Annotated in this window: 11 protein-coding genes; 5 read left to right on the top strand and 6 right to left on the bottom strand. The window is 67.6% G+C overall.

Going from position 1 to position 14,531, the window contains the following annotated elements; translation table 11 throughout:
* Nucleotides 1–28: 28 nt before the first annotated feature.
* Nucleotides 29–1,012 (bottom strand): site-specific tyrosine recombinase XerD, encoded by a 984-nt coding sequence (gene xerD / locus DELCS14_RS07485; protein WP_012206916.1) that lies wholly within the window; start codon nucleotides 1,010–1,012, stop codon nucleotides 29–31.
* A 76-nt stretch (nucleotides 1,013–1,088) separates the two neighbouring features.
* Nucleotides 1,089–2,051 (bottom strand): tripartite tricarboxylate transporter substrate binding protein BugE, encoded by a 963-nt coding sequence (locus DELCS14_RS07480; RefSeq protein ID WP_012206917.1) that lies wholly within the window; start codon nucleotides 2,049–2,051, stop codon nucleotides 1,089–1,091.
* A 327-nt stretch (nucleotides 2,052–2,378) separates the two neighbouring features.
* On the opposite strand from DELCS14_RS07480, the gene DELCS14_RS07475 reads away from it, so the two are divergent.
* Nucleotides 2,379–3,287 carry an AEC family transporter gene (locus tag DELCS14_RS07475; RefSeq protein ID WP_043782648.1) on the top strand — a complete coding sequence of 303 codons (909 nt, stop codon included), beginning with the start codon at nucleotides 2,379–2,381 and terminating at the stop codon, nucleotides 3,285–3,287.
* Nucleotides 3,288–3,308: 21 nt separating this feature from the next.
* On the opposite strand, the gene DELCS14_RS07470 is transcribed toward DELCS14_RS07475, so the two are convergent.
* Nucleotides 3,309–4,202, bottom strand: a complete 894-nt coding sequence (locus DELCS14_RS07470) for a LysR family transcriptional regulator (protein ID WP_013801097.1) — start codon at nucleotides 4,200–4,202, stop codon at nucleotides 3,309–3,311.
* 230 nt (nucleotides 4,203–4,432) lie between these two features.
* Here DELCS14_RS07470 and DELCS14_RS07465 point away from each other — a divergent pair, with 230 nt between their 5' ends.
* Nucleotides 4,433–5,821: a sodium:solute symporter gene (locus tag DELCS14_RS07465; RefSeq protein ID WP_013801096.1), complete on the top strand. Its 1,389-nt coding sequence runs from the start codon at nucleotides 4,433–4,435 to the stop codon at nucleotides 5,819–5,821.
* Nucleotides 5,822–5,845: 24 nt separating this feature from the next.
* Nucleotides 5,846–6,916 carry an agmatinase gene (speB, locus tag DELCS14_RS07460; RefSeq protein WP_013801095.1) on the top strand — a complete coding sequence of 357 codons (1,071 nt, stop codon included), beginning with the start codon at nucleotides 5,846–5,848 and terminating at the stop codon, nucleotides 6,914–6,916.
* On the opposite strand, the gene DELCS14_RS07455 is transcribed toward speB, so the two are convergent.
* The 3 genes from DELCS14_RS07455 to queG all read right to left on the bottom strand — a co-directional run bounded on the left by DELCS14_RS07455 (nucleotide 6,913) and on the right by queG (nucleotide 12,403).
* Entirely contained in the window at nucleotides 6,913–7,959 is a 1,047-nt protein-coding gene (locus DELCS14_RS07455; protein ID WP_013801094.1) for an AraC family transcriptional regulator, read from the bottom strand. The two genes, speB and DELCS14_RS07455, sit on opposite strands and share 4 nt — an antisense overlap.
* 225 nt (nucleotides 7,960–8,184) lie before the next feature.
* Nucleotides 8,185–11,232, bottom strand: coding sequence for a diguanylate cyclase (locus tag DELCS14_RS07450; protein ID WP_013801093.1), 3,048 nt, complete (start codon nucleotides 11,230–11,232; stop codon nucleotides 8,185–8,187).
* 115 nt (nucleotides 11,233–11,347) lie between these two features.
* Entirely contained in the window at nucleotides 11,348–12,403 is a 1,056-nt protein-coding gene (queG, locus tag DELCS14_RS07445; protein WP_012206924.1) for a tRNA epoxyqueuosine(34) reductase QueG, read from the bottom strand.
* Nucleotides 12,404–12,415: 12 nt separating this feature from the next.
* Between queG and tsaE the strand changes: the two genes are divergently transcribed.
* Together tsaE and DELCS14_RS07435 are read left to right on the top strand one after the other, a co-directional pair.
* A complete protein-coding gene (gene tsaE, locus DELCS14_RS07440; protein ID WP_013801092.1) occupies nucleotides 12,416–12,943 on the top strand; it encodes a tRNA (adenosine(37)-N6)-threonylcarbamoyltransferase complex ATPase subunit type 1 TsaE in 528 nt (175 codons plus the stop codon).
* A complete protein-coding gene (locus DELCS14_RS07435) occupies nucleotides 12,940–14,433 on the top strand; it encodes an N-acetylmuramoyl-L-alanine amidase (protein ID WP_013801091.1) in 1,494 nt (497 codons plus the stop codon). The genes tsaE and DELCS14_RS07435 overlap by 4 nt, the downstream gene beginning before the upstream one ends.
* The last annotated feature ends 98 nt before the right edge of the window (nucleotides 14,434–14,531 follow it).

Here is a 14,531-nt window from a genome sequence, read left to right as displayed (position 1 = left end):
CCCAAACCGGCGAACCTTCCACATCCAATCAACCACGCGGATGGTGCAAAGCGTGCAATGCCTTGAGCCGCTCGCGCGCCACATGGGTGTAGATGGTGGTGGTGGAGATGTCGGCATGGCCCAGCAGCATCTGCACTACGCGCAGGTCTGCGCCATGGTTGAGCAGGTGGGTGGCGAAGGCATGGCGCAGCGTGTGCGGCGACAGCGGTGCCGTGACGCCCGCAACCTGCGCGCAGCGCTTGACGATGACCCAGAACATCACGCGGCTCATGGCCGCTCCGCGCTGGGTCACGAAGACCGCATCGCTGCGCTGCCCGCCCAGGATGGCACCGCGCGCCGTGGCCAGGTAGCGCTCCAGCCACCAGTGCGCCTCCTGGCCGAAGGGCACCAGCCTTTCCTTTTGCCCCTTGCCCGTCACGCGCAACACGCCCGAGCGCAGATCGATGCCATGCAAGGGCAGATCCACCAGCTCGCTCACGCGCAGGCCGCTGGCATACATCAGCTCCAGCATGGCACGGTCACGCAGGCCCAGTGGCGTATCGACATCGGGCGCCCTGAGCAGTGCCTCCACCTGCGCCTGCGTCAGCGTATGCGGCACGCGCGGGGGCTGCCGGGCCGCCAGCATGCGTGCCGTGGGATCGGCGGCAATGCGCTGCTCGCGCAGCGCCCAGTGGTAGTAGCGGCGCAGCACCGTCAGCCGCCGGTTGGAAGAACTGGCCTTGGTCTGCTCCACCCGCACCGCGAAATAGCCCTGCAGCTCCAGCTCGCCCGCCGCATCCAGCGCCAGCGGCGGCTGCTGGTGCGCCAGCCACCGCCCCCAGGCCGTCAGATCCCGGCGATAGGCCGCCAGCGTATTGCGCGACAGCCCGTCCTCCAGCAGCAGCGCATCCATGAACAGGTCCAGCGCATCCAGGCTGGCAGGCAGCGGCGCCGGCCAGGATGCAGGATCGGCAGCAGATTCGGCTTCGGCAGCCGATGGGGAAGCGATGGAAGCAACAGGCACTTGGGACATCCCATCAAGCCTACAACGAAAAAACCCGAGGTCCGCAAGCAGCCTCGGGTTCTGAGCCAACCGCTCAATGCGGTGCTTACTCCAGCGTGAGTTTCTGCTGAGCAACCACCTTCTTGTAGGTCTCGTACTCGTCCTTGATCTGCTTGGCGAACTCTTCAGGCGAGTTGCCGATGACCAGGGAGCCCGTGTCCTCGATGCGCTTGCGCACGGCCGGGTCCTGCAGCACCTTGCGCACGGCGGCGTTGATCTTGTCCACCACGTCCTTGGGCATGTTCTTGGGGCCCAGGATGCCGTAGTAGGCCATGCGGTTCACCGGCTCCAGGCCCACTTCCTTGAAGGTGGGCACATTGGGCAGCACGGCCAGGCGCTGGGGCGCGGCCACCACGATGGGCACCAGGCGGTTGTCCTTGATGAACGGCAGGGCCGAGGGCAGGTTGTCCAGCACCATGGGCACCTGGCCCGCCACCACGTCGTTGAGCGCCGGGCCGGCACCGCGGTAGGGGATGTGGGTGACGAAGGTGTTGGTCAGGCTCTTGTACAGCTCCATCAGCATGTGCTGGATGCCGCCCGTGCCCGAGGAGGCATAGGAGTACTTGCCCTGGGACTTCTTGAGTTCGGCCTCGAAGCTCTTGTAGTCCTTGGCGGGGAACTTGGGGTTCACCGCGATCACGTTGGGCGTGGCCGCCACGTTGATGATGGGCGTGAAGTCCGTCAGCGTGTTGTACGAGATCTTGGGATTGATCGCGGGGTTGGTCGCCGTGGTCGAGACCGTGGCGATGCCCAGGCTGTAGCCATCGGGCTGCGAGCGCGCGGTTTCCATGGCGCCGATGACGCCACCGCCGCCGCCGCGGTTGTCCACCACCACGGGCTGGCCCAGTTCCTTGGTCAGGGGTTCGGCGATCACGCGGGCGATGATGTCGGTCGTGCCACCGGGGGCGAAGGGCACCACCAGCTTGATCGGCTTGGTGGGATAGGCCTGGGCCAGGGCTCCGGTGCTTGCGAGGACCAGGGTCAGGCCCATCCAGCTGCGACGATTCATACAAGATCTCCTTTTGGGGGTCGTGTTGACGAAGAAGGTTTCATGGACATCCGCAAGGCCGTGCCTGCGGATGGATGGTCTGCGAAACGAAGGCTCGCAAACGCTGCCACGGAACAGCCATGGTGGGGCCTGGAGCCCGCTGCGCGCTTGACGGTCGTCAGGACCTGCGCTTTCGGATCGGCTGTGTGGACCCCAGCGATGCTAAGGCCCGGGGCCCGGTTGTCACAGTTTGTCGCAGCACTGATTTCCCGGTGTTTACCCCTAGCCTCGCGCCATGGTTTCTCGGGAGACGCGGCGACTGCGGGGTTGCGCTTATGCTCTGCCCCCGTGAACTACGCCGTGCTGCTCTTCCCCGATTTTTCGCTCATCGTGCTTGGCTACGTGCTGTGCCGCTTCACACAGCTCAACCGCACGGTCTGGCAGGCGGTGGAAGCGCTGGTGTACTACCTGCTGTTCCCCGTGCTGCTGTTCCACTCCATCGTCAAGAGCCCGGTGGACTGGGGTGCCACCTCCCACTTGCTGGCCGCTGGCGTGTGTGCTGCCCTGGTCGGCATCGGCCTGGCCTACAGCCTGCCCTGGTGGCCGGGCCTGCGCGGCCGGATCGACACACGCGAGCATGCCGGCGCCGTGCAGGTGGCGTTTCGCTTCAACTCCTTCATCGGCCTGGCGCTGGCCAGCCGGCTGGCGGGGCCTGAGGGCCTGCTGTTCATCTCGGTGCTGATCGGCGTGAGCGTGCCGCTGTGCAATATCGCGGCCGTCTGGCCCATGGCGCGCGGCAGCAACCAGCACTTCCTGGGGCAGCTGGTGCGCAATCCGCTGATCGTGGGCACGCTGTCGGGTCTGGTGTTCAGCGCGCTGGGGCTGAAGCTGCCGGCGCTGATCGAGCCGTCGATCTCCCGCATAGGCGCAGCCTCCATCGCGCTGGGCCTGATGTCGGCCGGCGCCGGCATGCAGTTCGGCGCGCTGGCCGCCGGCAAGCTGCTGGCCGTGTGTCTGCTGGCCGTGCGGCATCTGGTGCAGCCGCTGATCGCCTATGCCATGGTGCGGGCGTTTGGCCTGAGCGGTGCGCAGGCGCTGATCCTCATGGCCTTCTCTGCCCTGCCCACCGCATCGTCGTGCTATGTGCTGGCCGCGCGCATGGGCTACAACGGCTCGTATGTGGCGGGGCTGGTCACGCTGTCCACGCTGCTGGGCGTGCTCAGCCTGCCGTTTGCTCTGAGCCTGCTGCAGTACTGATGCCGCTGTGCCGCGGCGCCCCTACAGCACGGCACGCATGTCGTCCGTGAAGGCGGCCGTGATGTCATCCTGGCGTGCGCGCTTCTTGGCCACCATGGTGATGTCCACGTCATAGCTGAAGAGGGATTCGTCCAGCGCATGCAGCAGGCCGGCAGCCACATAGGGCGCCGCGTAGTGCTCGGGCAGGTAGCCCAGGTGGGCGCCTGACAGGATGAGGATGGCGGCCGCCTCCATGTTGTCCGCCTCTGAGGTGACATAGCGCGGACGCCCCGTCAGCGGTGCCTGCGGCAGCGGATAGGTGCGCCAGGTCCAGTCGGCCTCGCCCGCCTCCTGCGCGCCGATGCGGCCCGCGCGTGCGGCAAAGGGATGGCTGGCACTGCAATAGGCCACCTGCCTTTCGCTGAACAGCAGCGTGTATTCCAGCGCCGGCGCACGGTGCAGGAAATAGCCCACGGCGACCTGCAGCTCGTCGCGCAGCAGCATCTCTTCCAGCTCGCGCGGCCCGCGCACCAGCACAGACAGGCGTACGGCCTCGTCGCGCTGGCGAAAGCGCTGTATGGCCCGCCCCATCAACGCGTTGTATTCCATGGGTGCATTGCCGATCAGGCCGATGGCCAGGCTGCCGACCAGCTGCCGGTGCATGTTGCGCGCCTGCGCACTGAAGCCCTCCAGTCCCTGCAGGGCCGTGCGAGCCATATCGACGAAGCGCCGGCCCTTGGCCGTCAGGCGAAAGCCGCCGCGCCCGCGTTCGCACAAACTGAAACCCAGCCGCGTCTCCAGCGTGGACAGCTGACTGCTGAGCGTGGACTGCCCTACGCCAAGGCTGGCCTGTGCCGCCGACACGCCGCCCGCGTCAACGATGGCCAGAAACACGCGCAGCAGCCGCAGGTCCAGATCTGAAACGGTATGGAGCATGGGGTTTTCACTCGGAAAAGATCGATTCTTATCGATGTTTGTAAATGGAACTTGAAATGGATGCAATCCGGGCTGCTGTCTAGCATCCACGGCTGTTGCAGCACATCTGGATTGAACAAAGAGGGACTGCAATACAGAACAAGAGGGGCGGGCCATGGAATTCACTTCCATGGATACCGCTGTTTCAAGAGGCCCCTGCCAACAGGGCCGCAACAAAAGGGAGACAAACCATGTTGCTCGATATCTCGGTCGTGGTGATCTACGCGGCGGCCATGCTGCTGCTGGGCTGGTACGGCATGCGCCGCGCGAAGACGCAGGAGGACTTTCTCGTGGCCGGCCGCAACCTCGGGCCGGGCCTGTACATGGGCACCATGGCCGCCACGGTGATAGGCGGCGCCAGCACCGTGGGCACGGTGAGGCTGGGCTATGTGTACGGTATCTCCGGATTCTGGCTGTGCGCGGCGCTGGGCGCGGGCCTGCTGGTGCTCAACCTGTTCCTGGCCAAGCCCCTGCTCAGGCTGCGCATCTGCACCGTGACCCAGGTGCTGGAGCGGCGCTACAGCGCCCGCACCAAGCAGGCCAGCGCCCTGGTGATGCTGGCCTACTCGCTGATGCTGGCGGCCACGTCGGTGATCGCCATCGGCACCGTGATGCAGGTGCTGTTCGACCTGCCGCTGTGGATCTCCATCCTGGTGGGCGGAGGCGTCGTGGTCATCTACTCGGCCGTGGGCGGCATGTGGTCGCTGACGCTGACGGACATCGTGCAGTTCGTGATCAAGACCGCGGGCCTGATGCTGATCCTGCTGCCCATCTGCCTGTACCGCGTGGGCGGCTGGGACCAGCTGGTTGCACGGCTGCCTGCGTCCAGCTTCGATGTCACACACATCGGCTGGGACACCATCGCCACCTACTTCGTCATCTATTTCTTCGGAATCATGATCGGCCAGGACGTGTGGCAGCGCGTGTTCACGGCCCGCAGCGAACGGGTGGCCGCCGTGGCCGGCAGCCTCGCCGGCGTGTACTGCGTGGTCTACGGACTGGTCGGCGCCCTGGTGGGCATGACAGCGCGCGTGCTGCTGCCGGACCTGGACAACGCCAACAATGCCTTTGCCGCCATCGTGCAGGCCAGCCTGCCGGACGGCATCCGCGGCCTGGTGATCGCTGCCGCACTGGCGGCCATGATGTCCACCGCCAGCGCCGCCATGCTGGCCGGTTCCACCGTGCTGGCCGAGGACCTCGTGCCCCTGCTGCGGGGCGGCCGACCGCTGGTCGATGTGCGCTGGCACCGGCTGCTGACGCTGCTGGTGGGGCTGGCCGTGCTCGGCATCGCCCTGGTGGTGGACGATGTGCTCAATGCCCTGACCACCGCCTACAACCTGCTGGTGGGCGGCATGCTGGTGCCGCTGATCGGCGCCATCTACTGGCGCCGGGCCACCACGGCGGGCGCCATCGCCAGCATGCTGCTGGGCTGCACCACGGCCGTCGCCTTCATGGTCAGGGACGGCCTGGCCGCCAACACGCCCATCTATGCCAGCCTGGCCGTGAGCACGGCCAGCTTCATCCTCATCAGCCTGGCACAGCGCACGCAGCAGCGTTCGCTGTCGGGCATTCAATCCTGATCCCGGCACTGAATCGGAGACGACATGACGCTTTTCACACCAGACAGGCTGCAGGCGCTGCGCGCACGCTTCGGCGGCGCCAACGAGTCCGTGATACACGACCCGCATTTCCGCGCCGTGGCCGCCCACATCATCGATGCCAGCGGCACGCGCAACGCGCCCTACGCAGGGATGCCCACGCTGCTGGACGCGCCCATGCGTCCCATGGACTGGAGCCGCCCGGATTTTGGCGACCTCCAGGCTGCACTGATCGGCGTGCCCATGGACCTGGGCATCAGCAACCGCAGCGGCTGCCGCTTCGGCCCCCGGGCCCTGCGTTCCATCGAACGCGTGGGCCCCTACAACCATGTGCTTCGATCCGCTCCCACACGCGAGCTGCGCGTGGCGGACATCGGCGACGTGCCGCTGTCCAGCCGCTACAGCCTGGAGCAGTCGCACCGCGACATAGAGTCGGCCTTCGCAAAGATCCATGCGGCCGGCGTGATTCCGCTGGCCGCTGGCGGAGACCATTCCATCACCCTGCCCATATTGCGCGCACTGGGCCGCGAGCGGCCACTGGCCCTGGTGCATTTCGACGCCCACTGCGACACCGGGGGCCCCTTCGACGGCAGCCGCTTCCACCACGGCGGCCCGTTTCGCCAGGCCGTGCTGGACGGCGTGCTCGACCCCACGCGGACCATTCAGATCGGCATACGCGGCGCGGCCGAATATCTCTGGGAGTTTTCCTATGAGTCGGGCATGACCGTGATCCACGCAGAGGAGCTTCCCGCGCTGGGCGTGGACGGCGTCATTGCCCGCGCACGCGAGGTGGTGGGCGATGCGCCCGTCTACGTCTCCTTCGACATCGACTGCCTAGACCCGGCCTTTGCGCCCGGCACGGGCACGCCCGAGGTCGGTGGACTCACCGTGCGCGAGGCACAGGCCATGGTGCGCGGCCTGGCCGGCATCCACATCGTGGGCGGCGATGTGGTGGAGGTGTCGCCCGCCTACGACGCCACCACCAACACCGCCCACGCAGGCGCGCAGATGATGTTCGAAATCCTCGGCCTGATCTGCGCACGCCACGCCGGGCGCGGCGCCGCCCAGCCTGCCTAGGCCCCCTGCCCGCCCTCCGCATCCCGCAGCAGCCCCAGCGGCGTGCTGCCGTAGCGTGCCCTGAACCGGCGGGAAAAATGCGCGGGTGAGCTGAAACCGCAGTGCTGCGAGATCTCCGCAATGCCCAGCGTTCCCGGCTCCGTGCCACGCAGCAGCGCATGGGCGCGTTCCAGGCGATAGGCCATGAGTTCGGCGCTGAGGCTGGTGCCTTCGCGCGACAGCTGGGATTGCAGCGAGCGCACGGACAGCCCCAGCCTGGACGCCACGCGCTCGGGCCCCAGCGCCGGGTCCGGGTACTGGCGGGCAATGAGCTGGCGCACCCTGCGCAACAGCACGTGCATGGGCGCGCCGGGTCGGGCCGTCGCCATGTCGGCGCTGGCCTGCAGCACGGTCTTCACGGTGTTGATGACCAAGTCGGACAGCCTGGCGGATTCGGCCTCGGGCAAGGGGTCCTGCCACGCGGCCAGCAATTGCATCTGCTGGACCAGCAGTTGAAGCGATGCACAGTCGGGCAGGCTGCGTGCCAGCAGTTGCGAAGCCAGGCTGCCACGCGAATCGATCAGTGCCAACGGCACGGCCAGCACCACCAGGTCCACGGCCTCTTTCTGCCAGATGCGGTAGCCGCGCCGCTCATCCAGCAGGAACAGCTGGCCGGGTTGCGCCTGCAGCCTCCTGCCCGCAACCGCCATGCCCGGCTCCCCGGATGACGCCGAGGCATCCGGTACGTCCGGCACGTCCGGCACGTCAGGTGCATCCGGTGCGAATACCTGGGCTCCACCTTTGGCATAGAGCACGCACAGCAGGCAGGGCGGGCCTGCGCGCTGGCCATCGTCATGCAGGCGCTCCATGCCATGTTCGGCCGCCATCTGGATGCGGTTGAGCACCACCGCGCCCACGCCGCGCGATGTCAGCACGGCCTCGAAGCGCTCGGGCTGAGCGACCAAGGGCGTGTGCGGCATCTGCGCCTCGCGGCTGGCATCGCTCCAGAACTGCGCTCGCGAAAGCGGCGCGATATGCACCGTGGACCAGCGGTTGTACGTCATACATTCCTCGCCCTGCGCTCGGCGCGCAGCCTCTTTTTGTGATGGGTTGCACGGAGAGTCGGCCGCACCCGAGTGTTGGGGCCAGGCAAGAGGCGGCAGGTCCACGCGACAGCATGAACCCAGGATTTTCGGGATTGCGGCCCGATCAGGCCATTGGATGATTCTGAAAATTCACCGGGGTGAATTCCTAGGCCTGTGCGCCGCACCAGCCCGGATCAGCGCGTATCAGCGCGCGATGGCAGGCAGCCGCTCGCTCCACAGCGTGGACTGGTTGCGGCCGTTGCGCTTGGAGTAGTACAGCGCGGCGTCGGCACGCTCCAGGCAGCCCTGGGCCGAGGCATCGCTGCGCTGCAGCTCGTACACGCCCAGGCTGATGGTGATGCGCAGGTCGCCGGCCATGCCCGCATCGATGGCGCGCGCGGCAACGGTTTCGCGCAGGCTTTCGGCGCGGCGCAGGCCCACCTCGGCATCGGTGTCGGACAGCAGCACGGCAAACTCCTCGCCGCCCAGCCGGCCCACCATGTCTTCCTTGCGCATTTCCTGCGCCACCGAGGCCAGCAGCTCCTTGAGCACGATATCGCCCACCGCGTGGCCGTAGCCGTCGTTCACCTGCTTGAAGTGGTCTATGTCCAGCATGATCAGCGTGGAGTGCGCCACCAGTCCGCTGCGCAGATGGTCCAGCTCCATCGCCAGCCGCTCCATGAAGGCGCGGCGGTTGGGAATGCCGGTCAGCGCGTCGGTCAGCGCCAGGGTCTCCAGCTGGGATTCGCGCTGCTGCCGCTCCGTCGCATCGTGGAAGACCCAGCAGTGGCCGATGGAGCGGTCACCGTCGCGCAGCTGCATGCCCTCGATCTCCACATAGTGGTCGTCGGGCAGCGCATGCAGGGACCGGCCAGCCACGGGCCCCGCGCTGAGCACGCCAGCCACCGAAGGCGGCAGCAACTGGATCAGCGCCGGCATGCCCAGCCCCACCAGGGCGGCAGGCGCCATGTCCAGCCGCAGCGCGGCCGCCAGCATGCGGTTGGCGGCCAGCACCTGGCGGCCCTGGGCGTCGGTGACCAGAATGCCTGCGGGAAAGCGGTCGATGATGGCCTCCAGCCGGTGCTGGGTCTCGGCCAACGCGGTCTCGGCGCGCCGGCGCGCGTCGGTATCGATCATGGTCCAGATGACGCGGCCGTCGTCCTCGTCGGGGTCCAGCAGCGAGCCCTGCATGTCGAACCAGTGGCCCGAGCCCGAAGGCATGCGCAAAATCCATTCCGTGCGCACCGTGCCGCGTGCGTTGAGCTGTCCGTAGAGCTGGCCGAAGCGCTCGGAGCTCTCGTCGCTGACATGCAGGGAGCGAAAGTTCACGCCGCCGGGCAGCCGGTCTGTCTCGATCTCGAAGGTCTGCACCGCGCGCTCGTTGGCATAGAGGATTTCGCGCTGGGGACCGGCCATGACGATCAGGGCGCTTCCCCGGTCCAGCAAGGCCTTGATGAGCCGGGACTGCTCCACGCGCTGCTGTATGTCGGTGTGCGTGCCCAGCATGCGCACGGGCTTGCCGTCGGCATCGCGCTGGGTGATTTCGCCACGCGACTCCACCCACAGCCAGCTGTCGGCCGAGCTGCGCAGCCGCATCTCCACGCGGAAATCGGCCCCGGCCTCGGCATGGCGCTGCAGCCGCGCCAGCATCCGCGCCCTGTCCGAGGGATGGACCATGGCGCAGAAGGCGTCATAGTTCATGGGGAACTGCGCGGCCTCGAAGCCCAGCATCTGGTAGCAGCGGGCATCCCATTCCACATGGCCGCTGCGGCAGTCCCACTGCCACAGGCCGTCGCGCACGGCGCCCACGGTCAGGCGCAGGCGTTCCTCGCTGTGGCGTATGGATTCCTGCATGGCCTGGTCCTGCGTCACATCGTGCACATAGCCATGCCACAGCAGGGAGCCGTCTTCCTCCTGCTGCGGCCGGGCGTGACCATGCAGCCAGCGCAGCTCGCCTGCAGGGCCGTAGACGCGGTACTTGTGCTCCCAGACACCCTTGCTGCCCACGCTGGCCTGCACCGAGGCCGCCAGGGCCGGCAAATCCTCGGGGTGGACCCGCTTGAGCAGTTCATGGTCGGCAAACCTGGCGGCATCGGCCTTGGCGCCATGCAGTTCGAAGAATCCGGGGCTGGTGAAAGGGAACCGGAACTGTCCATCCGCGCCTATGCGGAACTGGAACAGCCCGCCCGGCACCTCCTGCGCCAGCCGCGCGAAGCGCCGCTCACCCTGCAGCCGCATGCGCTCGCTGAGCTGGCGCTGGCGCGCCAGCCACAGCGTCAGCAGCATGCCCAGCAGCAGCACGGCCGTGCCTATGCCGTTGCGCAGCAGGCCGCGCTCCAGCGATGCCTCCAGCGACTCGAAGATGGCTTTCTTGTCCAGCCCTGCACTGACGATCAGCGGATAGCCCTCCACCCGGCTCCAGGCATACATGCGCTGCACGCCATCGACGGACGATTCGGCCTCGTAGGTGCCGCGCTCCAGGGCCGGTGCGAACAGCGCCACGCGCACATCGGAGACCGAGCGGCCCATCACCTGCTCCTGCCCCTGCGAGCGCGCCAGGTAGGCGCCATCGGTGCGCAGCAGCAGGATGACGTCGTTGGCGCCATCGAAGATGGACTGGAAATAGCGCGAAATGTATTCGGGCGACAGCGACAGCACCAGCACGCCCGAGAACTGCCCCTGGCGGTACAGCGCGCGGCTCAGCTGTATGGTCCATTTGTGGGAGACACGCCCCTGCACGGGGCGGCCGATGAACATGCCCATGTTCTCGCGGTTGGCATGCACCTGGAAATGCTCGCGGTCCCGGATGGAGACCTTGGCAGCCCGCGTCTGCACCTCCTGCTGGAGGTTGGAGTACACGATGTCCCCTTTCTCGTCGGCCACGGCGATCTGCAGGAAGGTGCCGGCCGGGTAGGCGTCGAACGTGGTCTGCACGGCACGCCGGAACCCGTCGACATCGCCATCGGCAAAGTCGGACTCCAGGCCGCGCATGGTGTAGTCCAGGCCGGACAGCAGGGTCTGCACCTGCACCGACACCGCATGCGACATTTGCCCCACCCGCAGCCAGGACTGGGACTCGGTAAAGCTGCGCTGCGTGCGGTGGCTGTCCACCAGCACCGTCCAGTACGCCACCGTGGCCAGCAGCACGCAGCACAGGCCCACCCAGACGGCCACAGTGGTCTGGGTCAGCGGTTCTGCGTTCAGCAGGCGGGACAGGCTGCGGGGAGGCTTTGCGCGCATATCAAACATCATGTTGAGTCACACAGGCCCCGCGCCTTCAAGGGCAGTGGCCCGCAACAGGCCGCCGGGGGGCACTCCGACAGAGCGCAACAATTGTTTCACACACAAGCGCCCTGGTCTTATCAGCTCAATCCGATCTTTGCGACAGCGCCCAGGCCACGTGCTCGCGCACCAGGGCGTCCGGATGTTCGGCGCGGCTGGCCAGCGCCTGCTGCAATGCCGCGTTGCCGGTTTCACGCCAGGCATTGCCCAGCGCCACGGCCACATTGCGCAGCCAGCGCGCATGGCCTATGCGCCGGATGGGGCTGCCTTCGGTCAGGCGCAGAAAGGTCGGCTCGTCCCAGGCAAAGAAGTGCACCAGCTGCCCGCCGGACAGGGCCTCGCGCGCATCGAAGTCGGGCAGGCGGCTGGGCTGGGCGAACTTGTTCCAGGGGCAGGCCAGCTGGCAGTCGTCGCAGCCATAGATGCGGTTGGCCATCAGCGGCCGCAGCTCCTCGGGAATGGCGCCCGCATGCTCGATGGTCAGATAGGAGATGCAGCGCCGCGCGTCCACCCGGTGCGGCGCCACGATGGCGCCCGTGGGGCAGGCCGTGATGCAGGCCGCGCAGCTGCCGCAGTGCGCGGTCACCGGCGCCGTGGGCTCCAGCGCAAGGTCCACATAGATCTCGCCCAGGAAGAACATGGAGCCCGCTTCGCGATTGAGCACCAGCGTGTGCTTGCCGCGCCAGCCCTGGCCGCTGCGCCGGGCCAGTTCGGCCTCCAGCACGGGCGCGGAATCGGTGAAGGCGCGGTGCCCGAAGGGGCCGACTTCCTGTGCAATGCGCTCGGCCAGCTTCTGCAGCCGGTTGCGCAGCACCTTGTGATAGTCGCGCCCCCGGGCATAGACGGAGACAATGCCCTCGTCGGGCCGCTGCAGCCGCGCCCACTCCACCGCTTGCCAGGCGCCCGGCGCATCGGCAGGCGTGTCGCGCGGCAGGTAGTCCATGCGCGCCGTGATCACGCTGACCGTGCCCGGCACCAGCTCGGCAGGCCGGGCGCGGCGCAGGCCGTGGGCCTGCATATAGTCCATCTCGCCATGGAACCCTTGGGCCAGCCACTGCATCAAACCCGGCTCCGCAGAAGACAAATCCACGCCGGCCACGCCAATTTGGGAAAATCCCAGCTCGCGGGCCCAGCCTTGCATCAAAGGAACCAATTGACTGCTGCACAACATACTCCCTCGATTGTAGAAAGCGCCCAGCCGCAGGATGCGGAAACTGCGGGCCGTCGCTGGATATGGGGCAGCGAGGAAGACACGCAGCGGTTTGCGCAGCAGCTCGCGGACCATCCCGCGCTGCGCAACGCCTACGTCACGCTGCACGGCGACCTGGGCGCAGGCAAGACCACGCTGGTGCGGCACTGGCTGCGCGCACTGGGCGTGCAGGGCCGCATCAAAAGCCCCACCTATGCCGTGGTGGAGCCGCATGATGCGCCGGACCTGGCCATCTGGCACTTCGACTTCTACCGCTTCGATGATCCGCGCGAGTGGGAGGATGCAGGATTTCGCGATATTTTCGCCAGCCCAGGTCTCAAGCTGGCAGAATGGCCCGAAAAGGCCGCAGCGCTTACGCCTGCGGCAGATATAGCTATTCATATCGAAGCAATCGACGAGACGCAGCGCCAGGTGACCTTGCTCGCCGGCACGCCCGTCGGACGCGCCGTGATCCAAGCACTCAAGGCATGAGCGACGCCAACTCCTCCTCCTATCCGTCCGGCCTGTCGCGCCGCAATCTTTTGCAGGCGGGCTCCATCGTGCTGCTGCTGGGCCGCCAGCACATCGCGCATGGCGCCACCATCGTGGCCGTGCGCGTCTGGCCCGCGCCCGAATACACGCGCGTGACCATAGAGTCCGACCGGCCGCTGGCTGCCAAGCAGTTCTTCGTGGACCAGCCTCCGCGGCTGGCCGTGGACATCGAGGGCATCGACCTCAATCCCGCGCTGCGTGAACTGGTGGCCAAGGTCCGCTCCGACGATCCCAACATCGCCTCCATCCGCGTGGGCCAGAACTCGCCCAGCGTGGTGCGCCTGGTCATCGACCTCAAGCAGCCCGCCAAGCCCCAGGTCTTCACGCTGCAGCCCGTGGCGGCCTACAAGCACAGGCTGGTGTTCGACCTGTACCCCGCCAAGGCCGTGGACCCGCTGGAGGCGCTGATCAGCGAGCGCCTGCGCGATGCCTCCGGCGACGATACCGCTGTCGCATCGGCACCGCCGCCGCCTCCACCACCGCTGCCCCGGCCCTCAGGCCCCACGGCGCCAGCCCCCGACCCGTTGGGCGACCTGATCGCCCAGCACAGCAGCGGCTCCGGCGGCAAGACGCCTGCACCGCCCGCCGTGGTGGCACAGGCACCTTCCCCTGCCGCTCCGGCCCCGGCGCCTCGCCCTCCCGCGCCTGCGCCCGTTCCGGCTCCTGCCCCCATTGCCGCGCCCAACATCGCCACCTCGCGCCAGACCGACCGCATCATCATCGTGGCGCTGGACCCCGGCCACGGCGGCGAGGACCCCGGCGCCACCGGCCCCAGCGGCACGCGCGAAAAGGACGTGGTGCTCAAGATCGCCCACCTGCTGCGCGACCGCATCAACGACACCCGCATCGGCGGCAGCCCCATGCGCGCCTTTATGACGCGCGATGCCGACTTCTTCGTGCCCCTGGCCACGCGCGTGGAAAAGGCCCGGCGCGTGCAGGCCGACCTGTTCATCAGCATCCACGCCGACGCCTTCACCACGCCGGCCGCGCGTGGGGCCAGCGTCTTTGCGCTCAGCGACAAGGGCGCCTCCAGCACGGCCGCGCGCTGGCTGGCCAACAAGGAAAACCAGTCCGACATCGTCGGTGGCCTGAACATGGGCTCGCAGGACCAGCATGTGCAGCGCATGCTGCTGGACATGAGCACCACGGCCCAGATCAAGGACAGCCTCAAGCTCGGCGGCGCCCTGCTGGGCGAGATCGGCAACATGGCCAAGCTGCACAAGCCGCGCGTGGAGCAGGCCGGGTTTGCCGTGCTCAAGGCGCCCGACATTCCCAGCGTGCTGGTGGAAACCGCCTTCATCAGCAACCCCGAGGAAGAGGCCCGGCTGCGCAGCAGCGCCTACCAGGTGCAACTGGCCGACGCGCTGATGCGCGGCATCCGCAACTACTTCGCGCACAACCCGCCGCTGGCACGCAGCCGCTCCGTCTGACAGAGCCAAGCGAAGGCCGCGGGCGATGCCGCCCGCAGCCGCTGTCGGACGGTAAAGACGCGACACTTCCGAGCCGCCCGGCGGCAGCTCGGGCAGAT

The sequence above is a fragment of the Delftia sp. Cs1-4 genome (assembly GCF_000214395.1).
GTDB classification, from domain to species: Bacteria; Pseudomonadota; Gammaproteobacteria; order Burkholderiales; family Burkholderiaceae_C; genus Comamonas; species Comamonas acidovorans.
Note: the sequence above shows the minus strand (reverse complement) of the source record. Positions and strands in the feature narration are given on the sequence as shown.